This is a genomic window from Bacillus sp. BACIII, assembly GCF_057836745.1.
This window is the reverse complement of the sequence record NZ_CM174437.1, coordinates 2,749,281-2,771,446: the sequence shown is the minus strand read 5'-3', so window position 1 is coordinate 2,771,446 and position 22,166 is coordinate 2,749,281. Positions and strand designations below refer to the sequence as shown.

The 22,166-nt window shown below is 44.3% G+C and carries 23 protein-coding genes and 1 pseudogene; 17 read left to right on the top strand and 7 right to left on the bottom strand.

Annotated features, from left to right (window positions below; genetic code table 11):
* Positions 1-22: 22 nt before the first annotated feature.
* Complete coding sequence (locus tag ACXN9U_RS13420) at positions 23-889, bottom strand: hypothetical protein (RefSeq protein WP_060963718.1); 867 nt, start codon at positions 887-889, stop codon at positions 23-25.
* Between the two features lie 133 nt (positions 890-1,022).
* Between ACXN9U_RS13420 and ACXN9U_RS13415 the strand changes: the two genes are divergently transcribed.
* Entirely contained in the window at positions 1,023-2,189 is a 1,167-nt protein-coding gene (locus ACXN9U_RS13415; protein ID WP_489201785.1) for a DUF4885 family protein, read from the top strand.
* A gap of 51 nt (positions 2,190-2,240) precedes the next feature.
* Here the strand turns inward: ACXN9U_RS13415 and ACXN9U_RS13410 are convergent, their stop codons facing one another.
* From ACXN9U_RS13410 to ACXN9U_RS13400, 3 genes are all read right to left on the bottom strand, one after another.
* Positions 2,241-3,083: an aldo/keto reductase gene (locus tag ACXN9U_RS13410; protein ID WP_489201784.1), complete on the bottom strand. Its 843-nt coding sequence runs from the start codon at positions 3,081-3,083 to the stop codon at positions 2,241-2,243.
* A gap of 112 nt (positions 3,084-3,195) precedes the next feature.
* Positions 3,196-3,888, bottom strand: coding sequence for an LrgB family protein (locus ACXN9U_RS13405; RefSeq protein WP_016936909.1), 693 nt, complete (start codon positions 3,886-3,888; stop codon positions 3,196-3,198).
* Positions 3,858-4,262, bottom strand: a complete 405-nt coding sequence (locus tag ACXN9U_RS13400; RefSeq protein ID WP_060963715.1) for a CidA/LrgA family holin-like protein — start codon at positions 4,260-4,262, stop codon at positions 3,858-3,860. Before ACXN9U_RS13400 ends, ACXN9U_RS13405 begins: the two co-directional genes overlap by 31 nt.
* 194 nt (positions 4,263-4,456) lie before the next feature.
* Here ACXN9U_RS13400 and ACXN9U_RS13395 point away from each other — a divergent pair, with 194 nt between their 5' ends.
* From ACXN9U_RS13395 to ACXN9U_RS13340, 12 genes and pseudogenes are all read left to right on the top strand, one after another.
* The gene (locus tag ACXN9U_RS13395; protein WP_016936907.1) at positions 4,457-4,888 is read left to right on the top strand and encodes a MarR family winged helix-turn-helix transcriptional regulator; all 432 of its coding nucleotides are present in this window, start codon (positions 4,457-4,459) and stop codon (positions 4,886-4,888) included.
* 422 nt (positions 4,889-5,310) lie between these two features.
* On the top strand, positions 5,311-6,696 hold the full coding sequence (locus ACXN9U_RS13390) for an amino acid permease (RefSeq protein ID WP_016936906.1): 1,386 nt from the start codon (positions 5,311-5,313) through the stop codon (positions 6,694-6,696).
* 92 nt (positions 6,697-6,788) lie between these two features.
* Positions 6,789-7,502, top strand: a complete 714-nt coding sequence (locus ACXN9U_RS13385; RefSeq protein WP_489201783.1) for a YjjG family noncanonical pyrimidine nucleotidase — start codon at positions 6,789-6,791, stop codon at positions 7,500-7,502.
* Positions 7,503-7,512: 10 nt separating this feature from the next.
* Positions 7,513-8,643, top strand: a complete 1,131-nt coding sequence (locus tag ACXN9U_RS13380) for a sensor histidine kinase (RefSeq protein WP_489201782.1) — start codon at positions 7,513-7,515, stop codon at positions 8,641-8,643.
* 4 nt (positions 8,644-8,647) lie between these two features.
* Positions 8,648-9,292 carry a response regulator transcription factor gene (locus tag ACXN9U_RS13375; RefSeq protein ID WP_438421114.1) on the top strand — a complete coding sequence of 215 codons (645 nt, stop codon included), beginning with the start codon at positions 8,648-8,650 and terminating at the stop codon, positions 9,290-9,292.
* A 138-nt stretch (positions 9,293-9,430) separates the two neighbouring features.
* Positions 9,431-10,378 carry an ABC transporter ATP-binding protein gene (locus ACXN9U_RS13370; RefSeq protein ID WP_489201781.1) on the top strand — a complete coding sequence of 316 codons (948 nt, stop codon included), beginning with the start codon at positions 9,431-9,433 and terminating at the stop codon, positions 10,376-10,378.
* Positions 10,375-11,562: an ABC transporter permease gene (locus ACXN9U_RS13365; protein WP_489201780.1), complete on the top strand. Its 1,188-nt coding sequence runs from the start codon at positions 10,375-10,377 to the stop codon at positions 11,560-11,562. Before ACXN9U_RS13370 ends, ACXN9U_RS13365 begins: the two co-directional genes overlap by 4 nt.
* Positions 11,559-12,701, top strand: a complete 1,143-nt coding sequence (locus ACXN9U_RS13360) for an ABC transporter permease (RefSeq protein WP_489201779.1) — start codon at positions 11,559-11,561, stop codon at positions 12,699-12,701. Before ACXN9U_RS13365 ends, ACXN9U_RS13360 begins: the two co-directional genes overlap by 4 nt.
* A 13-nt stretch (positions 12,702-12,714) precedes the next feature.
* Positions 12,715-12,894 (top strand): hypothetical protein, encoded by a 180-nt coding sequence (locus tag ACXN9U_RS13355; RefSeq protein ID WP_060963708.1) that lies wholly within the window; start codon positions 12,715-12,717, stop codon positions 12,892-12,894.
* Positions 12,895-12,999: 105 nt separating this feature from the next.
* Positions 13,000-13,476 (top strand): DUF4879 domain-containing protein, encoded by a 477-nt coding sequence (locus ACXN9U_RS13350; RefSeq protein ID WP_060963707.1) that lies wholly within the window; start codon positions 13,000-13,002, stop codon positions 13,474-13,476.
* Between the two features lie 75 nt (positions 13,477-13,551).
* On the top strand, positions 13,552-13,800 hold the full coding sequence (locus ACXN9U_RS13345; protein WP_029575245.1) for a sigma-G-dependent sporulation-specific acid-soluble spore protein CsgA: 249 nt from the start codon (positions 13,552-13,554) through the stop codon (positions 13,798-13,800).
* Positions 13,801-13,906: 106 nt separating this feature from the next.
* A pseudogene (locus ACXN9U_RS13340) lies at positions 13,907-14,606 on the top strand (YqeB family protein).
* Positions 14,607-14,649: 43 nt separating this feature from the next.
* Here the strand turns inward: ACXN9U_RS13340 and ACXN9U_RS13335 are convergent.
* Complete coding sequence (locus tag ACXN9U_RS13335; protein ID WP_016936895.1) at positions 14,650-14,910, bottom strand: hypothetical protein; 261 nt, start codon at positions 14,908-14,910, stop codon at positions 14,650-14,652.
* Positions 14,911-15,095: 185 nt separating this feature from the next.
* Here ACXN9U_RS13335 and aimA point away from each other — a divergent pair, with 185 nt between their 5' ends.
* From aimA to ACXN9U_RS13315, 4 genes are all read left to right on the top strand, one after another.
* Entirely contained in the window at positions 15,096-16,715 is a 1,620-nt protein-coding gene (aimA, locus tag ACXN9U_RS13330) for a glutamate/serine transporter AimA (RefSeq protein WP_045926328.1), read from the top strand.
* Positions 16,716-17,139: 424 nt separating this feature from the next.
* Positions 17,140-17,880, top strand: coding sequence for a hypothetical protein (locus tag ACXN9U_RS13325; protein WP_060963705.1), 741 nt, complete (start codon positions 17,140-17,142; stop codon positions 17,878-17,880).
* A 64-nt stretch (positions 17,881-17,944) separates the two neighbouring features.
* Positions 17,945-19,147 carry a hypothetical protein gene (locus ACXN9U_RS13320; protein ID WP_060963704.1) on the top strand — a complete coding sequence of 401 codons (1,203 nt, stop codon included), beginning with the start codon at positions 17,945-17,947 and terminating at the stop codon, positions 19,145-19,147.
* Positions 19,148-19,218: 71 nt separating this feature from the next.
* On the top strand, positions 19,219-19,467 hold the full coding sequence (locus ACXN9U_RS13315) for a DUF2651 family protein (RefSeq protein ID WP_060963703.1): 249 nt from the start codon (positions 19,219-19,221) through the stop codon (positions 19,465-19,467).
* A 179-nt stretch (positions 19,468-19,646) separates the two neighbouring features.
* Here ACXN9U_RS13315 and ACXN9U_RS13310 read toward each other — a convergent pair whose 3' ends face one another.
* On the bottom strand, positions 19,647-20,534 hold the full coding sequence (locus ACXN9U_RS13310) for a glycerophosphodiester phosphodiesterase (protein WP_489201778.1): 888 nt from the start codon (positions 20,532-20,534) through the stop codon (positions 19,647-19,649).
* A 96-nt stretch (positions 20,535-20,630) separates the two neighbouring features.
* Positions 20,631-21,965, bottom strand: coding sequence for a glycerol-3-phosphate transporter (glpT, locus tag ACXN9U_RS13305; RefSeq protein ID WP_016936892.1), 1,335 nt, complete (start codon positions 21,963-21,965; stop codon positions 20,631-20,633).
* Between the last annotated feature and the right edge of the window lie 201 nt (positions 21,966-22,166).

Genomic DNA, 22,166 nt, shown 5'->3' with positions numbered 1-22,166 from the left:
CAATGGGCGGCTTTTCTTCTCATTAATATTGTGATGTCACATCGTACTCATAATCTATCTTCAATTTCACATTTTTCATAGTCGATTTTGCTGTTGCAAGTGTGTTGTATTTAAAATTCCAGATGCTTGAGACTGAGAGGTTATCATCCAGTGTGATACCGTAATTTCCTTGAGTGGAGCTGTTTGCGAGTGCACGGTGCCATACTTTATTTTCTTCAGACATTATGCTGTGTTTTGTGTTTCCTTGACTTGGTATTTGAGTCGCGGTGGTGCTGATTCTTTTCACTATGGCGTCTTTTGGAATGCTTGTCTGTTTGGTTAAGTCGAGCCTGAGAACGGTTGAATCCGATCCGTTCGGACTGAGGCTTGTATTTCCTTTATTTTCAGCTGTGCCGCTGAATGCGAAGGTTTCGCTTCCGGCTTTGATTCGATCGTAAATGGAGAGTGTAAAGTATATATCGTCAGTGTATGAGCCGCGGGACACTTTCACGTAGAACGTCTCGTTATTTTCTTTCGCATCTGTAATGGCATAGATAAAAGGAAGCAGCGTATCAGGGTTTATCACTTCTGTGCCTTTACTGACCAGCACTTTATTTTTATTGTAAATTTCAATGCTCATTCCCTTGTATTCACTCCTTGTTGAGCTCCTGACATAGAGTCTTTCTCCCTTATTGGCAGTGAAAGTGAAGTACGATTCTTTTTCCCTTTCCGGCAATACGGCTGTATCAATATTTTTATATTTCCAGTAGCCTACTGGATTGGCAGTTTCAAATGAGTGATTTCCTGTAATAGTGCTTACTTGAAACGCAGAGGCTGAAGCTGAAGGTGCAAACAATACGCCTGATAATACGATTGCAGTGACAAATAGAATAGATATATACTTTTTCATGGAAAAATCCCCCTTTTTACTTCATCATATATAAAAACGACCATTATGTAAACATTTGTTATTTAAGGTTAAAATCAACTGGGAAACAGCCGATAAAAACACTAGAACATCATCTCAAGCGGAGGTTAAAAACATGCGCCTAAACGCTCGTTATATAAAAAATCAAATAATGGCTCAGCAAATGCTTCAGCAAAATTCTTCTAAAACAAATGTGAAAGATGCGGCAAAAAGGCCGGACAGCTTATTGATTCAATCAGGCGGGACCCGCGATCTGAGCCAGGTGAATTATTCAAGGAGCGGTGTCACTGAGAAAGGGAGCAGCCTGTCCCGTTTATATCAATCCGCAAATCAGAAAACGATTACGGATAATGGGAATGAGACAGTAATAGCCGCTGATAATCCGTATGAGTCTGAGAGTGATATTGCAAGCAGGATTCTTGATGAGAAATACAGCCGTATCAATGAAATCAATAAACGAAAATCAGATCCTTTACGTTTTATTAAGGACAAATACCAGCGTCCCGATTCACCTTATTTCAGGAGTGATTTATCCGAATCAGAGCGTCAGGCCGCTTATCATAATGAAACGGAATGGCTGTTTAAGGGGAAAGCCCAAAGCTATGATTTCCGTGATGCTGCGTTTCGGGGTGAAACACTCAATGGAGAGATTCAAGGAGAAAATGAAAAGGTGTTTCAGAGAGGACAGGTCAATCAGCAAATCGGTGTGCTTTTTCATCGGAATCATATTCAGATTCCGGAGGGTGCGAATCTTACATTTACGATATCACCGATTGATTATCTGTTAAAAGTGAGCGGGACTGACGATAAAGAGCTCACTCAGCAGATCGAAGCCGTCTTAAACTCCGGAGAAAACAGCAAAGAGCTGTTTGCGCACATCATTCGCAGCCGGAGTGATGACTCCTCGCAGTTTACGCCGGAAGCGTATGAGAAATATCAAGTCGTTCGGGAAATGTATGAGGTGACCGGCTATCATCTGAAAGACTTGCAGACTGTGGACGGGAAGTTCGTCACAGAAGACGGCCGCGACCTTTTAGACGTTTATAAGGAAGTGCTACAGCACGATCCTTTACTGAAACATACGGCGGCAGAAGCGGCTGCCCATTACGGACAGGCGCTTACGAAGCTGGCGAGAACGGGTTATGATGCCATTCCTGATTTGGTGCTGTCCATTGATTACAAAGACGGATCTCTGCGTGATGCCGGCCAAAGCAGGCAATACGGATCTGGGGATACGGATTGGCTTTCTGAATGGAAACGGGAGCTGGGTGTGCGTATATAAAATGAGAAAAAAGCTGACGAATGATGCCGTCAGCTTTCTTTATGCGTTTGCTTAAAACTCCTCATACTCCGCCGGGTCTTGGCCGTTTATGCGTCCGTCCGGGCGGGTAAGCGAATCGATAAGTTTCATGTCGTTTTCATCAAGGGAGAAATCAAAAACAGAGATGTTTTCAAGCTGGCGCTCTGGGGATGCTGATTTTGGAATCGGGATGGCGCCCAGCTGGATATGCCAGCGTAAAATGACTTGAGAAATGGTTTTTCCGTATTTGTCCGCAATCTGTCCGAGTTTTTGATCGTTCAATACTTCGCCGGCGCGGGCTAACGGACTCCATGATTCTGTCACGATGCCCTGTTCTTCGTGCCATTGGCGCTGTTGCTGCTGATTAAAGGCGGGATGCAGTTCAATTTGGTTGATGCCTGGCTTTACGCCGGTTTCACGTTCGAGCCGTTCGATATGCTCAGGCAGGAAATTGCAGACGCCGATGGAGCGGATCAGGCCCCATTTTTTCGCATCGATCAGTGCCTGCCATGCTTCTTTGTAGCGGTCTTGTTTCGGATTCGGCCAATGGACGAGATACAGGTCATAGTAATCCAGACCGGCGCGGTATAAAGATTCTTGAATGGTTTGTACAGCTTTGTCATATTCATGGTAGCGTCCCGGAAGCTTGGACGTCACGTATAGCTGCTCTCTCGGAACAGAGCTTCTCTTGATGGCTTCTCCGACCGCCCCTTCATTTTCATAGTTATAAGCGGTGTCAATCAGACGATAGCCGATATCAATGGCGCTGGTAACGGCATGAACGCCGTTGTTTCCATGAAGAGCGTATGTACCGAAGCCGATCGCGGGAATGCTTGTCCCATCCAGCAGTTTCTTTTGCGGAATTGCTGCAGTCATCTTAAATCCCTCCTTGTTTTCTACTTTACCATTCTTTTTACAAATGAAACATCAATATTGGAAGAAAATGAGATAATCTGCATATAAAAAAGCTGACGGAGAACCGCCAGCTTTAAATTTGAAACATCCATGCTACGACAGGTCCGAAGACCGACCCTAACACGGCGCAGAGCGTCATGGAGACAGAACTCATGGAGACCGTTAATTCTCCGTATTCCATTGCTTTTGAGGTGCCGAGCGCATGGGAGGCGCTCCCGAATGCAATTCCTTTCCCGAGTGAGCTGCGGATGCGGATCCACTTGAGAAGCAGCGGCCCTAAGATGACGCCGGAAAACCCTGCGATCATGACGAACACGACTGTCATGGAAGGAACACCGCCGATACCGGACGCGATCTGAATGGCGACGGGAGTCGTGATTGATTTTGGGATGATAGACAAAATCAAACTCCGGCTGATGCCGAACAGCTCTGCAAATAACAGGCCGCTGACCATTCCGGAGAATAAACCGGCCAATACGCCGCCGATAATCGGAAACATATACTTGATCAACATCCGGCGCTGCTTATAAAGCGGGTATGCCAAAGCCACCACGGCGGGGCCGAGCAGTGAATTGATCCATTGTCCGCCGACCATATACTCTTTATACGGAATATGAAAAACAAGCAGCACGGCAATAATGAAAATCGTAGTCGTCAACACAGGTATGAGAAAGGGATATGGAAAGCGTACATATAATTTCACCATGGCCAGATAGGCGGCGGCCGTGAACAAAATTATAAGGATTGCGATACATGCTTGCTGCACTTCTTTTTCTCCTTTCTCTGATTGGCTTTATGCTCTAACAGCTGGCTCGCGTACCCTGCGGCGATCATTGTGACGATGGTGCTCAGCACGACGATTAAAAACAGGGCCGCCCCGCTGGCGGAAAACAGTGACGGATAATTGATGACGCCCGTCATGGCCGGAATGAATAGCAGCGGAAGAAAAGACAGCAAAAATCCAGCTCCGTCTTCAATCATTTTGGCGGGAATGATCTTAACCGATAAACATATGATGAGCAGGATTAAACCGATGATACTGCCGGGAATGGGCAGGTGGAAGAGCTGCTGAACGGCTCCCCCGATAAAGGAAAATGCGAATAAAATAATGATTTGCAGTATGATGCGTATGATTTTCACAACGATGCTGTTCTTTGGAGAAGAGCAGCTTCCCCCTTTCTTGTTGCTTCGATAAGTTTCTTTACTTTCGGCACATATATTTGTACTATACAAATATATGTATGCAAAATCTTTCTATATGTTTTCTGAGTAAATGTGCATATGTTTGTATTATACAACTAATATTGCTGTTGTCAATGTAAGGAGTGAGGCGTTTGTCAAAACAAGATCCGATTGAATTAATTGAATATGAGCTCACCACTTTTATCAGGAGGGCTGTTTATCTTGATAACTCCGACCGCAAAATCGGACATCTGGAAAGAGCTGCGTATTTGTTATTACGGCAGCTTGATGAATTCGGGCCGGCGCGTGTGAAGGAATTGGCCGAATCCTTTAAACTGGATATATCTACGTTGTCTCGACAGGCCGCGGCCTTGGAAACGAAGGAGCTGATCCAGCGCTTCTCCGATCCTTCTGACGGGCGGGTCAGTCTGTTTGCGATTACGAAGCTTGGCAAACAGAGGCTAAAAGCTGATAAAAAGATGCGTCTTGAGCGGTATCATCGCATGCTTGACGATTGGTCCGGCGAGGAGAAAGAAATGTTCGGCAGGCTTTTGCTGCGGCTGAATGAGGCATTTATCGATTAGTGAATGATTTTTGCCGGGGTAAGCAGGATGATGGCGTATGAGAGGGAGAATGATAGAGAGTAAGGCTTTACGCCATTCTGCTTAGCAACATTTATAGAATAGGGGGTGGAACTTTTTCTCCCGGGAAATACTGTTTCTCGGAAGCTGTGGCAATTATTATCTCAATATTCTTAATTTAATAAAAATAAAAGCGCTTTATTTTGAGTCTCTCGGTCTAGGGTGCAGGGTGTTTACCTGAAAAAAACAATTGTGTTTTCCACGAAAATTTATTATGATGGAATAAGGAAATTGGAGACTATATAACAATAGGAAGATAGAATATTTCTAATATTGCGGGAAATGAAGATTGAGTTAGGTTCAACAGGTGCACCTTCTGCTTCATTATTTCACATATATCAGAGCTGTTAAGAGGAGGAAGCGAAGTGGCAAACAAGGAATTAAAGAGAGGCTTAGGCGCGCGTCATATCCAGATGATTGCGCTGGGCGGCACGATCGGTGTCGGTTTATTCATGGGGTCATCCAGCACGATTGGATGGACAGGGCCGTCTGTTCTGCTGGCTTATGCGATCTCGGGTATCTTTATCTTTTTTATCATGCGTGCGATGGGCGAAATGCTTTATGTAGAGCCGAGTACAGGGTCGTTTGCGACATTCGGCCATAAGTATATACATCCGTTAGCCGGCTATATGACGGCGTGGAGCAACTGGTTTCAATGGGTGATCGTCGGGATGTCTGAAATTATTGCCGTCGGTTCGTATATGAAATATTGGTTTCCTGATCTGCCGGCATGGATTCCCGGCCTTATCGCCATGGCCATTCTCGGTGCGGCGAATTTGATTTCGGTAAAATCTTTCGGTGAGTTTGAATTTTGGTTTGCCATGATCAAAATCGTCACCATTATTCTGATGATTGTTGCGGGTATCGGCATTATTTTCTTCGGTTTCGGCAACGGGGGTCATGCGATCGGATTATCTAATTTATGGTCGCACGGCGGTTTCTTTACAAATGGTTTTTCCGGATTTTTCTTTGCTTTGTCTTTGGTTGTTGCGGCCTATCAAGGGGTTGAGCTGATCGGAATTACGGCAGGAGAAGCGAAAGATCCGCAAAAAACGCTGCGAAGCGCGATTCAGAGCATTATCTGGCGGATTTTGATTTTCTACATCGGTGCGATTTTCGTAATCGTGACTGTGTATCCGTGGAATGAGCTTCACTCCCTCGGCAGTCCGTTTGTTTCGACATTTGCGAAAGTCGGGATTACGGCGGCGGCCGGTTTGATTAACTTTGTTGTGATTACCGCTGCGATGTCCGGCTGCAACAGCGGGATTTTCAGTGCGGGACGCATGCTTTATACATTGGGCGTGAACGGACAGGCGCCGAAATTCTTTAAGAAAGTTTCATCGAGCGGTGTGCCGATATTCGGTACGCTCGCAGTATTAATCGGCCTTGTGATCGGTGTCGTGCTGAACTACATCGCGCCTCCGAAAATATTTGTCTATGTCTACAGCGCGAGTGTGCTGCCGGGAATGATTCCGTGGTTTGTTATCTTAATCAGCCATCTCGGTTTCAGACGGGCGAAGGGCGCTGAGCTTGATCAGCACCCGTTTAAAATGCCTTTTGCGCCGTTTACAAACTATTTGACGATTGCTTTCTTAATCATGGTATTGGCCGGCATGTGGTTTAACAAAGAGACGCGGATATCTTTGGTCGTCGGGGTGATTTTTATGGCGATTGTGACGATCAGCTATTATGCGTTCGGCATCGGCAAGCGCATGTCTGATGAAGACTCGAAAATAGAAGACGCTGTATAACTCAACAAGACACCTCTCTTAAAGGGGTGTCTTTTTCGGCTTGTCCGCGAGTGGTATACTGGTTAAAAAAAGCAGAACCGGGGGAAACATCGATGAGTCACTACCGTACGTTATTATTTGATATAGACAATACGCTGCTGGATTTTACCGCTTCAGAAACCGATGCTCTTCAAAAATTGTTTCAAAGTTCAAAGCTGGAACTGACCGCAGAGGTGGAAGCCCGTTATAAAGCGTTAAATCAAGGGTTGTGGAAGGCGTTTGAAGAGGGGGACATGACCCGCGATGAAGTGGTGAATACACGGTTTGCCCTTTTGTTTAAAGAATACGGCCTCGAAGCGGACGGCGTGCTGATGAATGAGGCGTACCGCCGATACTTAGAAGAAGGGCACCAGATGATAGACGGAGCTTATGAGCTGATTAAAAGGCTGAGTCCTTTATTTGATTTATACATCGTGACGAACGGTGTATCAAGATCGCAATATAAGCGGCTGGGTGATTCCGGTCTGTATCCGTTTTTTAAAGATGTGTTTGTATCTGAGGATACGGGTTTTCAAAAGCCGATGAAGGAATACTTTGATTATGTATTTGCGAGAATTCCCGGTTTTTCTGCCGAGCGCGGGCTTATTATCGGCGATTCACTGAGCGCGGACATAAAAGGCGGTCAGATGGCGGGAATTGATACGTGCTGGTTTAATCCCGGAAAGAAAATAAATAAGTCCGGGATCATCCCGACATATGAAATTCATTCGCTTGATGAGCTGTATGATCTGCTGAACGTGGAGCGAAAAGCCGCCGCTCATCTGTAAGGAGAATACGATGAAGATTGCACATACAAAGTTACTGATCAGGGGCTTTGCGTTACTATCAATTTTTCATACGATTATTCAGCTTCCTCCCGGCCGGGGGGAGCTGAAGGTTTTTTTGTCTGTACTCGTGATGCTGCTGACGGCGAATGACTGTCTGCGGCCGATATATATGAAGAGACAGTCCGCCATCTATCACGGATCTTTTCTCCTGAGCAGCGTCATGGCGGGAGTTCTGCTGTACAATGTCTATTGCATTGGGGCACAGGCCATAATGGTGCTTTTATTGGTGGAGGTGCTTATTACTGATAAGCAGATTTCGGCTGTTTTGTTAACGATGAATGCCGCCGCATTTGCCGCAGCTTTATACGCCTCCGGAGCGGGTGTCAGTGATATCGTGCTCCCTTACTTCATCATGTTTGCGGTGATTTATTTATATCGGAAGAATCTGCAGGAGAAGTCAAAGGTTGAATCGCTGAATCGAGAGCTGAAGACGGCCAACGCCACACTGAAGGAATACTCAGAACGCATTGAAGAACTGGCGGTTACGAAAGAAAGAACAAGAATTGCGCAGGAGCTGCATGATTCTTTAGGTCATTATCTCGCTGCTCTGAAAATGAATTTAGAATTTGCCGGGAAGACAGCCGGGCATCAGCCGGAAAAAGTAAAGCAGATCATTCATAAGGCGCATGATCTTACGAAAGAATCGATTTTAAAGCTTCGCCAGGCCGTGATGCTGCTGCAGGGCTCTTTGCCGGGGCAGGGATTTGAACAAGCGCTCCGTGACATTTTCAGCCATTTTCAAGAGGCGGGAGGGATACGCTTCGAGCTGGAGATGGACGGGGCCATAGAAGCGGCGCAGCCTGATGTGAAGCACTGTCTTTATCAAACCGTCCAGGAAACGATTACGAACGCGGTGAAGCACGGACATGCGTCATATGTTTCTGTCCGGATTCAAAAGGACCTGAACATGATATTGGCGCATATTCACAATAACGGCTCAGCGTGCAGAACGATCATAAAATCAAATGGTCTGAAAGGAATTGAAAAAAGAGCGGCCGCGCTTGGCGGAGAAGCTGTTTTCTCTTCCGGAAATGAAACGGGTTTTGACGTGAAAATAAGGATACCGTGTAAGGAGGAATGATCTAGTGAATGTCATGATCGCAGACGACCAATCCATTGTCAGGGAGGGGCTCAAAATGATTCTGAGCCTTCACGAAGGAATTCAAGTATCGGGAGAAGCTTCTTCCGGCGAAGAAGTTCTGCAGCTGCTTCCGCAAACCGAAACCGATGTGATTTTGATGGATATCAGAATGCCCGGCATGGACGGAATCGAAGCGACAAAAGCGGTAAAAGCCAGCTATCCGTCCGTAAAAGTCATCATTCTCACAACGTTTGAGGATGATCACTATATTTTTGCCGGGCTGAAAAGCGGGGCTGACGGCTATATCTTGAAAGATGCTGATTCAGAAGAAATCATTGCCTCTCTTCAGGCCGTTTATGAAGGGAATATGATGCTGAATCCCAAGGTTACAGTTCAAGTCGTAAAAGCGCTGAATCATATCGGGATCCCGGCCGTTCAGGAGGAGCCGCAGCCAAAGCTGACGGAGATTCTCACGCCGAGAGAGCTTGATGTCGCAAAACACATTATGGAAGGCAAAAGCAATAAACGCATTGCCGCAGACTTATTCCTGACTGAAGGCACTGTGAAAAACTATGTATCCAGAATCCTCGATAAACTTGAAGTGACAAACAGGACTGAGCTTACATTATATTTGCAAAACATGATATAACCCCGCTTCACCCCCTCTCTCTTTTCATCACCAAACATATGACGAAAGTAATACTCATATCGAGTACAAAAGTGAATAGAAAACAAGGATCGCCAAGAGTAGAATAAGTGCAGACATGACACAAGGAGTGCTGCACGAATGCTTGAATTAACCGATTTGACAAAGAAGTACGGCGATTTTACCGCTGTCAATCATATATCGCTGCACGTCGAAAAAGGAGAGATATTCGGTCTGCTGGGACCAAACGGCGCCGGTAAATCAACAACGGTGTCAATGATCAGCACCGTGCTCTCACCGACGGACGGAACCATTTGCATTAATGGAATGTCATTACAAAAACAGCCAGCGGCCATAAAAAAAGTGATGGGTATCGTCCCGCAGGAAATAGCCTTGTATCAAGCGCTAAGCGCAAAGGATAATTTGGCTTTTTTCGGGAGCCTGTACGGACTTTCCGGTAAGGAGCTCGATAAGCGGATCGATGAAGTGCTGGACATCATCGAATTAAAGGAACAGCGAAACCAAAGGGTGTCTGAATTTTCAGGCGGTATGAAAAGACGGGTGAATATCGGTGCTGCCCTGATGAACGAACCGAAACTATTCATTTTAGATGAACCGACCGTCGGAATTGATCCGCAATCCAGACACCATATTCTTGAAACCGTTAAGACGTTAAATCAAGAAAAAGGAATGACCGTCATCTACACGAGCCATTACATGGAAGAAGTCGAATATCTATGTGAAAGAGCGGCGATCATGGACCGCGGCTCAATCATTGCCTGCGGAACGAAAGACGAATTGAAACAGTCAGCGGAAGCCTCTGATACCCTGATTGTGAATGCAGAGGGTCTGAATGATGATGCCGTACAAAAAATCCGCCGCATTCCCGGTGTTTCCGAAGCCGCCGTCAGCCATCAGACCATTTCGATGCTCGTTTCCGCGGCAGAGCGGAATATCCTTGATATTGCGGATGATATCAGAAGAACCGGTATCACCATTAAGGGTATTCATTTCGAGGAAGCCAATCTGGAAAGCATTTTCCTCCGGCTTACCGGCAAAACGCTGCGGGATTCACAGGGGGCGTCATGAAAACATTGCTCAGGCTGATTTTATTAGATTTTCGGTTAATGGCCGGAGAAAAGTCCTTCTATATAAAACTGATTCTATTTCCGGCGCTGATGATTTTTATTTTAGGAACGGTTTTTCACGGCGATTCGAAAGCGAAGTCATTTAAAATCGCGTTTTATAATGCGGATCACGCGGAGAGTGCTTTGGGAGACACATTAAAGAATGACGTTCTGAAACAAAATGGTCTCATCCGTGTAAAAGACATAAGCGGTTACCAAGCAGGGAAACAGCTTGTCGAAAGCGGCAAAGTCTCGGTTTTTGTATACGTGCCGAAAGGCTTTGCAAGAGCGGCGGAACACAATGAAAAAACAAGTATCAACGTCATTTCAGACCAACAAGGCTCTGTAAACGGAGACATTGTTGAGATGATGGCCGATTCGTTTGTCACCAGAGTAAAGATGGAAAGCAGCGAAGAAAAAACGGTGCTGAAACAGTCGGGACATCTGTCAAAGGAGGAAGTCGGCAGCATAATGAGCGGACTTTCCGCTGAGCGCGGACAGGCTGTGTCCATTCCGAAACAGTCGGCCGGCCATCACGCGGCTCCGATTGATGCGATGCAGTATTATTCAATCGCGATGGTTGTCATGTTCTCTATCATGACCGCTTTTGCGCTCATTCACGGCATAGTGGAAGAAAGGCAGCAGCACACATTGTTCAGAATCAAATCAATGCCTGTATTACATATCCAGTACGTGGCTGGAAAGCTTTTGGGGATCATGTTTGCCATCCTTATACAAATGGCTGCCGTCATCATCGCAAGCAGCATCTTGTACCATGTGAAATGGGGCAATTTATTTGAAATATTGCTGGTTACGATCGTTTATTCATTTGCGGTCGGCAGTATCGTGCTTCTTTGGGGGTTTACTGCAAAAAACCACGAGACCGTCTCAAGCATGGCGGCTCCTATTCTGTATGGCTTCAGTTTTTTAGGCGGAAGTTTTATCGCAAAAGACAGCCTGCCTGCCGGTTTGAAAATCGTGCAGGAGCTGATACCGAACGGCAAAGCGATCAACAGCTACGTAAGTGTCACGCAGCATGCCGGTCTGAGCGGTATTTCGGCGGATTTGGCAGAGCTTTCCGCCATCGGCGCCGTGTTTTTATGTTTGACCATATGGGTGTTTAAGCGGAAGGAGGCTGTTTCATGACGCAGCTGTTATTTATGATCAGACATCAGCTGAAACTGATGTTACAGAATCGGGTTGCGATCTTTGCGACTATTTCCGTCCCGCTCCTTCTGACTTATCTCTTTTCCTTTTCTGCCGATGACAGTCAGCAGAAGGAAGTCTATGTGGCTGATAAGGATCAGAGTGTCTTTTCAGCACAATTGATGAACATGATTCAGACAGCCGGCCATGTAAAAGTCACGAAGGTCACGGAGGATGTTTTAAAAACAAAGGTTAATCATCAGGATATTTCCTTCGGAGTGCTGATCGGAACTCATTTTGAAGAGACATTATTTTCCGGAGATGAATTGAACGTTTCATTTATACAGAATGAAGAAAAGGGTGATGCTGTTTTGACAGAGCAGCTGATTGCGCAGCAGGCGGGCACGCTGAAAAAGATCGTCCGCGATGCGGCAGTGATGTCCCGCACGCTGCACACTGACGCTAAGCAGGCGGCGGCTGACCTGTTGAAGGATATCCAAAGCCATTCTGCCGTAACCGTTGACCGCCAGCACATTTATGCAGGCGGACAAGCGGCTGACAGGCTTATCGGATTTCTAGTGATGTTTATCTGGTTCGTTGCGGTTCAAAGCTTGCGATCATTTATAGACGAAAAAGAAAATCATACATATGCCAGATTGCTGAGCACGCCCGTGTCCTATACGGCATATGCAATCTCTAAATTTGCGGCGGCGTATCTTTTCGGACTTCTCCATATTATAGTGATTCTCGGTGCCGGAACATTCATGCTGCATATCCGTTTTGCCGATCACGTTCTTGCTGCGGGAGCAATGCTTGCGGCCTGTGTATTTGCGCTGACTGCTGTAACGATGGCGGTGATCCCGTTTATGAAGAGCCAAAAGCAATTCACATCGCTTGCTTCTGTTTTTATCGCTGTCACGGGTTTATTGGGAGGGGCTTTCTTCACTTTAGATGCGGCTCCGGAGTATATGCGGACGCTGTCGTTGCTTACCCCTGAAAAATGGGTGATCGGCGCATTTCAAAACAATGGCGGAGACAGCGCACAGATTGCCCCCTTGAGCCTGTTTCTTGCCGCCGGCGCAGCGGCACTGGCCTTATCACTCTATTTGATAAACCGCAATATGAAAAAACACAGTTAGGAGGATGGCTGCTTTGTATATGGCAGAAATCATCGGAATGATAGAATTACTCGCTGGAGCCGCAATGAACGTATGGATCGGCTGGCTCGGAAAAACCTTTTTCGGTAAAGATGACAGAAGTTCGAGAGTCGTGTTAAGAATCTGCGGCATCTTTCTGATCATCAATGGTGTTTCCAGAGCGTTTCATATCTAGTTCACAAAGTTTTCCAGACTCTTTTTTGGAATGTAATCTTTTTCCTTTGGAATCATGTAAAATAGAATAGAGTTCTATGAAAATATGACAAGAGGAGGAAGAAACATGAAAAAGAGAATCGTGATATTATTCGCCGCGGCCGCCGCTGTTTTGTTGCTTGTGAGCGGGTTGTGGATGCCGTCAGCGTCTGCGGCGCCCGCTCCTGCTTTAACACAAATCCGTATTATCGGTGTGACGTCTGACGGACAGAATTATCAATGGGAAAATATCGGACCGAACCAAATCAGCGCATCAAAACCGATGAAGGGCACAACCGGGTATTTAGCTGTATATTTCCAAGGGTATCCGAACAATAACACGATTCAGGCGTTTAACAACGGAACGAATATTACAAATCTCACGGCAAAAGCGCTGGAAGATGAATATACGAAAAACGGCAATATCATTACAGGCTACATTAAATATTACAGCGTTCCTCTTTCTTATGTCAGTTCAGGAACGTTCTCTTTCTCCGCAACGGGGCTGAATGGGCCGTACACACCGTTAAGCAGCGGATTTTTCTCCATTCAGGTACAGAGTTAAAACAGCCGCGCTTTCATGTATAGTTTTTCTCTCTTTCCGGGAAGCTATTCCTAAAGAAAAGGGAGGGCTTACATGATGGACACGACACTCGGGTATTTGCGCGAGTCGCTTTCGAACCACTTGGAGCATGATGTTTGCCGCGGGATTTATAAAAAGCTGCAGGTGAAGCATTATGCAAATGAGGGCGAGTTCGTGAAGGATCTTAATGATCTGGAAATGGATGCGCTGAATCAGGTGCTTGAGAAGGAGATCAAATATGCTGAGAACGAGCAGGATGAAAAGCGGACAATGGAATTGAATGAAGTGTATGAACTGCTGTTTTAAAAAGCCTCCCGCTGACGGAGGCTTTTTTTGTGCCGGAAACAGTTTACGGTATCATCCAAACCTTTGTATAATGGATTGCTGTAACAAATACAAATGGAGGAGAAAAATGAACGAAACAAAAAAACAGACGGTTCTTGAGTTGTCATCGGCTGAGAAAGCTTTGGTTTTCCTTGTGCCGCCATTATTGGGTCTGGTCATCGGCTGGTTTCTGCCGGTCATTGCGAAATGGGCCGTTACATTGGATTGGCTGCCTTTTCACGGGGTGCTAGAAATCATCGCATCTTTTCACGGATGGAAGGCTGCGGCAACAACCGCCGTTATCGGCTTAATTGGGGGAGTGTGGCTGACGCGGGCAGCTTTTAAAGAAAGTCTTGTGGCAGTCGTAACGGACAGTGAGGTGTCCTTAACCATATATAATGAAGAAAGCGTGTTTTCGAAAGACAGCATTTCCGGTGTGTTTACGGATGGGAAGTATCTTGTCTTATTAGGCACTGAAGGGCAGGAGCTTTTTCGGGAAAAGCTTGAGCCGGCGGCTGAAAAAGCGGCTGATGCGTTTCGCAGGCATGGGTATGTTCTGGCTGGGGACGGAAGATCCTTTTAAAGAAGAATACAAACGGTGGGTGCCGGACATGCCGGATTTGGAGCCTGGGGCAAACGCTCTCTTAAAAGCGAGGGAAAAGGCGCTGAAGCAGGATGAAACCGAAGATGCGAAAGAACTGAAAGCGGAAATATCCAAACTGGGCATTACCGTGCGGGATCAAGGGCCGCGCCAATATTGGCGGATCTATAAAAAGCCGTCTGCATAAAAAAGCTGCCGCCGTTTATACGGCCGGGCAGCATGGGAACAGATTATTTCTTCTTGTCATCGTAGTATTGAACCGGATACATGGAGCCTTCGGATACCATTTTGTTATCTTCAATATCTTCGGGATGCGGGTTGCCTGCTTTGTGGACGGGAAATGATTCAATATCGTGCTTCCCTGAAAGCGATGTTTTCATATTGCGGATAAAGTCCTTCACCTTTTGGCGGTTTGATTTATCTTTGAGCAGGTAGGAAGTCACTCCGACAGTCGACACGGCAAGTCCTGAAATGAGCAGTTTTTGTTTCATGATAAAAACTCCTTTCTATTTCTGGCTTGCAGTAGTTATTCCCGCTTGACGGCTGTTTAAACATCAAAGGGTAATTTTTGGATTCCTGCTTTAATGCGATAAAGATTGACAAAACTATTTTCAGAATAATATTATAAATATATGATAGCGCTGGAGTCATATTTTAATTGAAAGGTGTTAACTTTATGAATCAATTACATCGCAGAATGGGAACGTTTGCACTCATGATGGTCGGACTTGGGTCAATGATTGGCTCTGGCTGGTTATTCGGGGCATGGCGGGCGGCTCAGATTGCGGGACCTGCCGCAATTATTTCCTGGATTATCGGTATGATCGTTATTCTGTTTATCGCACTTTCTTACAGTGAATTAGGTTCAATGTTCCCGGAAGCCGGGGGAATGGTAAAATATACTCAATATTCTCACGGATCATTTATTGGATTTATCGCAGGATGGGCAAACTGGATTGCGATTGTTTCCGTTATTCCTGTGGAAGCGGTCGCGTCCGTTCAATATATGAGCTCATGGCCGTGGGAGTGGGCGAAATGGACAGGCAATCTCGTTCACAACGGCACACTTACGGGAGAGGGTCTCGGCTTTGCGTCCGTATTGCTGATTATTTACTTTTTACTGAATTATTGGACAGTTAACTTATTTTCAAAAGCGAATTCATTGATTACTATCTTTAAAATCATTATTCCGGGGCTGACAATCGGAGCGCTGCTGTTTACCGGTTTTCACGGCGGAAATTTCACATCCGGGTCAAGCATTGCGCCGAATGGCTGGGCGAGCGTGCTGACGGCAGTGGCGACATCAGGTATCGTCTTTGCGTTTAACGGGTTTCAAAGCCCGATTAACATGGCCGGAGAAGCAAAAAATCCCGGTAAATCGATTCCGATTGCGGTTGTCGGTTCGCTGTTGGTCGCAACCGTCATTTACGTCCTGCTGCAAATCGCGTTTATCGGTGCGGTTGAACCTTCTATGATCGTTCACGGCTGGAGTCACCTGAACTTTAACTCTCCATTTGCCGATTTGGCGATCGCCTTGAATATCAACTGGCTTGTCATTATTCTTTATGCGGATGCGTTCGTATCTCCGTCAGGAACCGGTATCACTTATACCGCTACGACGTCCCGCATGATTTACGGCATGGAAAAAAATAAATATATGCCGAGCATTTTCGGAAAGCTTCATCCGCTGTACGGCGTGCCGCGCCAAGCGATGATTTTTAACCTGATCGTATCGTTTATCTTTCTGTTTTTATTCAGAGGATGGGGCGTGCTTGCTGAAATCATTTCCGTTGCGACACTGATTTCTTATATCACGGGTCCTGTGACGGTGATGACGCTGCGGCGGACGGCGGCGGATTTGTACAGGCCTCTCCGTCTGAAAGGCCTCAGCGTGGTTGCTCCGCTCGGCTTCGTGTTCGCGTCTCTCGTGCTGTATTGGGCGCGCTGGCCGCTAACGGGGCAGGTGCTGTTTATCATTTTGATCGGCCTGCCGATTTACTTTTACTACCAAGCGAAAGCGAAGTGGAAAGGATTCCGCAGAAACTTTAAAGGCGGCGTCTGGATGGTTGTCTATCTGCTCAGCATGATGACCATTTCATGGCTCGGAAGTGAAAAATTCGGCGGTCTGAACATCATTCCGTACGGCTGGGATATGGGGCTGATCGCAATCGTTGCCCTTGTCTTCTATGCGTGGGCGCTGAAGAGCGGATTCAAGACTGAGTATTTGAAAGACGCCAAAGCAATCAACGATCAACTAAAAGGCGGACAGGCCGAAGCTGCTGCCGGAAAAGAATAATGATTGATACAACCCTTGCGGACATTTCCCGCAAGGGTTTTTTGATCGCGTAAAAAAACATGGACTCGGCGTCATCTCCGAACCCATGCTGGCTCGATACAGACGTGACGATGAATGAGCAAGCCTAACGACAGAACAAGCAAGGCCAGTATTCTTTTTTCCTCATAATTTCTCCGTCTTATCAATAACTGTCTTCCATACTAAACAATGAATGTAAAGATATGTTGGGCAACTATCAACTATTAATCTTTTATATTTCTTTCTTCTCCGTAACTTTATCCGTTTTCCTTTACTCCAAGTCAAAGTTTTTAAGACAAAGCAAATTATTAACCGCAGAGAAAATACAGTACGTAAGTTGTGTTTACAATAATTGTATAATAAATTAAAATATAGGAGAATAAACAAATAGTTGGAGGTAATAAGTATGGAAATGCGAAAATTTTTTGCAACATTATGCATCGTTACTCCCTTAGTGTTTGGAGGTTTTACGAGTGTTAAGGCTGTAGACTCGTATAATTCAGAAACAGTAAACTACATATTGAAAATGAATCCGAATCTGTCGAAAAAAGAATTAATTGAATCTGTTAATGATCTAGTTAAACAAGATAATAAAACATCTAATGAGATCTTAGAGGAAATTAAAACTGAATTAAAGAAGCAAGAAAAGCTAGATAAAGAAGAAGATAAAAGTAATAGAATGAGCACAATGGGCAAGAATAGCGGGCCGAAAATTATAGGATCAAGCTCTAAAGGTAATGTTTACTATACACCTGCATCTACTTTTGGGCTTCCTCATGGACATGTCGGTATGTACTATAAGGGAAATCAAATTGTCGAATCGGTCCCTAAAAAAGGTGTTCGTGCAATAGCTTCCTCGAAACGTAAGGTCGAAAAAAATGCTGTAATTCAAAATGTGAAAGTTTCTAGTTCTAAAAAAAATAATTCAGTAAATTGGGGTTACAGCAGGGTTGGGAAGGATGGTTATTCATATAATTTTGCAACAAATAGAAAATCGAGTCATTATGGTGATAAAAACTGTTCAAAACTATTATGGTCAGCTTTTAAGCTAAAGGCTGGTATAGATATGGATAAAGATAAAGGTCTGGGTGTCTATCCAAGAGACATCAGAGATTCCAATTATACAAAAACTATTAAAACATTTTGATGAATTATTTTCACTCCCTAAGTTTATTTAGGGAGTCATATTATTTTAAGGAGTGAGATTATATTTGAACAAAATTAAGTGGTTAATTATAATTGCTGTCATACTATTAATAGGTACATTTATATGTATCGGAGCTTTTAAATATACTAATACAGTTTCTAATGTTAAACAAACTAAAACAGAAAAGGAAAAGAATTTCTTGAATGATAAAATTGCAGCTGTATATTATTCAGCTACAATAGATTACCCTAAAGATGGAAGTTATACTGTATATATTGATGAAAAAGGAGCAGCAACAGCTGTGAAAGGAGATGCTATTGAAGTTGGAACTATTGCACAAGATGAAAAAAACATAGTTAGACAGGACAAAAAAGAAGTTTATATGATAGGCGATAGCTTTAAGAAATTCCCGATGCAACATCAAGTACATACAAGTTATGGGCAGTCATCGGGTCATTTAATAAAAGGGAATATATTTTATTTTTTGAATAATCAAGAAGTCGGTAAAAACCATTATAATAGCTTAATCAGATGGGGTAACAGCAATGGATTTCATGAAAAAATTATTCCGGGTTTCTATACAAGTACCGGTAATGACGGTGAATATATTTACGTGATAAATGAAGATTCTTCAGTCAAAACACCGACTTTCCAGGATGTTAAAATAGATAAAGATAAAGTTACAGTAGGGAAAGGAACAACAATTCCTATATTAAATGAAGAAGATTGGAGTGTTTATTCACAGATAATAGTTAAAAAGAGTTCAGCCTTTTTTATACTATATAACCAAACGGATAAATCAAGTAAGGTACAATTCAAAGTAGCAGAAATAGATTTAAAGCATAATAAGTTCAAAGGGGCATATTCTTTAGGCAGTTATCATATCCCTGATGAAATTTCTCAACTGGCAATTCCTCTTTCCACTAATAACTTTTTTGTGAAAAATGACACTTTATATCATTTGGCAGCTAATTCAATACTTTATACTTTTGATCTGAAAAGTATGAAGCCGAAGAAAAAACTTCCATTACATAGATCGACAAAATTTGAAAACCAAGCAAAATTCACTTATTTTGATGAGTCTAAAATTTTCTTGTTAGAACTAAATAAGGATGGGAAATATGTGATTAATTCTTACTCTTATAAAAGTGGAGAAAAATTAAAATCTACTCCTATCAGAGGACTTGAAAAAATTATTAACAATACCCATGTTTCTGAATATGACTTCTTTATGATTAAGAAAAACAAAGATGTGTGGAATGGCTAGGTCATGAGGTAAATTGGTACACTTAGGGGAAACTAAGTTACCAACAATCAAATTAGAAAAGGAGAATAATAATGGATGAGCTAGATCTTGCTTTTGGTATCTTACCACTTTCCATTATCGTTTTATCGATTATATTCACTTATATTTTCAAAAAAGTGTATATAATGCCGATTGTCAGTATAGTTGTTTCAGTCATATTAATGTTCACTGTTTTTAATCTATCCTTCTGGGGATGGGTGGTTGTCTATGGTTTAGTATCACTTGTATTATCGTCTATTACTAATAGTATAAGAAAGAAAATAGATAATAGAAATAAATAATTATATTCCTTTGTTTAAAAAGGTATCACAAGTAATTCATCATTACAGTGATACCTTTTTACAATTAAGATGAGTTTCAGCCTTTTAATAATATGCTCCGCCCGCTACATAACCCATGATGGCGTTTGCTTTATCGGGCAAAACATGGATTCGGCATCATCTCCGAACCCATGCTGGCTTTATGATTTGTATTCTTTTTTAACCTTTTGGAATATATCCGCATAGTTAGTGAACACACCGGTTACGCCCCAATCCAGCAGGCGGCGCATGTCCGCTTCGCTGTTTACGGTATAAGGGTGGAGCAAAAGGCCGTGGCTGCGTATGTTCCGGACGTTTTGAGCGTTCAGCGCTTTGTAATCCGGCCCGATTCCGACGGCATAGGTTTTGATGTCCGCTAAATCAGCGTCAGTCATTGACGTCATCTGATCCGCTTCAAGCAATTGGACGGCGGGAAGTTTCGGATCGAGCTTTTTGATTTTCAGAAGGCTGTCCCTGCTGAAAGACTGAATGATCACTTGTCCAAGTTTCGCATGCTTACCTGCCAATTTGTATTTTTTCAGTGAAGCGATCAGTTTCTCTTCCATACCCGGATACGTTTCAGGCGCCTTCGTTTCAATATAATAATTTGCATGTCTGCCGAATCGTTTTAATACGTCATCAAGTGTGGGAACGTGAAGTCCGGCGTATTGCGGTTTAGCTTTTTCCGGATAGGCTTTATTGAACCAAGAGCCAGCGTCGAGCTTTTGAATCTCGGCTGATGTATGATCCTTCACCCAGCCGTGTCCGTTTGTGGTGCGGTCCAGTTTTTCATCATGCATGACGATCAGCTTGCCGTCTTTTGTCATTTGTAAATCCAATTCAATATAGTCTGCCTTCATTTTTTGCGCAGTTTCATAAGAAAGGATCGTGTGCTCCGGGACATACCCCGAAGCACCGCGATGGGCAATGGTTAACATTCTGTCAGGAGACAAAAGGTTTCCTTTTCCCACCGCCGATACAGGCGTGACGATGAATGACAATAAACCGAATGAAAGCAATACCAAAGCAAGCAACTTATGTTTCCGCATGTTTTCTTCCCCCTTAAAAAATCAATATCTGTCTCTAGCGTAGAAAATCGTTGTAAATTCTGTACTGCAAAAATATTAATCTTTTATGTTGTTTTCTTATACATGCTCCGCCCGCTTGCCGGTATTCCACGTCATAGCCAAGAAGACGATGGACAGCGCGCATGAGGTGACAAGCATAATAAAGCCTCCGTTCCAGTCAAAGCGGTCTACAACATAACCCATGATGGCGTTGGCAAAAGCCGAGCCTCCGATGTAGCCGAAAAACCCGGTTAAGCCGGCTGCCGTTCCCGCCGCTTTTTTAGGCGCGAGGTCAATGGCCTGAAGCCCGATCAGCATGACAGGTCCATAGATTAAGAACCCGATGCTGATCAGCGCGATATTGTCGATGAGCGGATGACCGGCAGGGTTAAGCCAGTAGACCAATACAGCGATAAATACGCCGGCCATGAACAGTACGCCAGCTGGCGCGCGGCGGCTTTTGAAAAACCGGTCGCTGATCCAGCCGCACAAAATCGTGCCCGGAATTCCCGCGTATTCGTAAAGGAAATAAGACCATCTGGAGTCTTCAGGAGAGAATCCTTTCGCTTCCGTCAAATAAGTCGGCGCCCAGTCAACGACTCCGTACCGCACGAAATAAACAAACACATTGGCAAATGCGATATACCACAGAAATTTATTATTCAGCACGTATTTAAAAAGAATTTCTTTGGTCGTCATTTCTTTTTCCTGGTCTTTAAACGCATGTTTCGGATAGTCATTCCGGTATTCTTCAATCGGCGGCAGCCCGCAGGATTGCGGCGTGTCACGAACGAGAAGAACGATGACAAATGAAATGACAATGGCGATAATAGCCGGAAAGAAAAACACGCTTTTCCAAGTAACAAACATGGCGATGCCGAGAGTCACGAGGGGGGCGAGAATACCTCCGCCGATGTTATGGGCGACATTCCATATCGACATTTTCGTGCCGCGTTCACTGATGGAAAACCAATGAGCCATCGTCCGTCCGCAAGGCGGCCAGCCCATCCCTTGAAACCACCCGTTAATAAACATAAAAATAAACATAATCGTCACGCTTGACGTGACCCATGGCATGGAAACAAATAAAATGTTTACGACACCTGACAAAAACAGACCCGTTGCAAGGAAATATCTCGGGTTGCAGCGGTCAGACACCATCCCCATAATAAATTTGCTGAAGCCGTAAGCGATTGATACGGCCGCTAGCACCAAGCCAAGTTCCCCTTTTGAAAACCCTTGCTCCTGAAAGTAAGGAATAGCGAAGGCAAAGTTTTTGCGGAGCAAATAATACCCGGCATACCCGATGAAAATTCCCAAAAATACTTGCAGCCTGAGCCGTTTATAGGCCGCATCCGTCTTTGAATCATCCAATCTCTCAATATGCGGAGCCGGCTTGAACAACTGAAACATCATATCCTCCCCTTTGCTGAACGTCTATCATGATGTATGTAAGACCCCTTCCCTTGAAAATGATAAAAAGAACCAGAAATCACCCTTGTGAAAGGGCGGGGTTTCCTGGTTCTCCTCATCTCCATCCAAAAATCATTAACTTGTGTATGATAGCGCTTTCTTAAATTATCACAGTCTGGCATAAATGTAAACGCTTTAAGA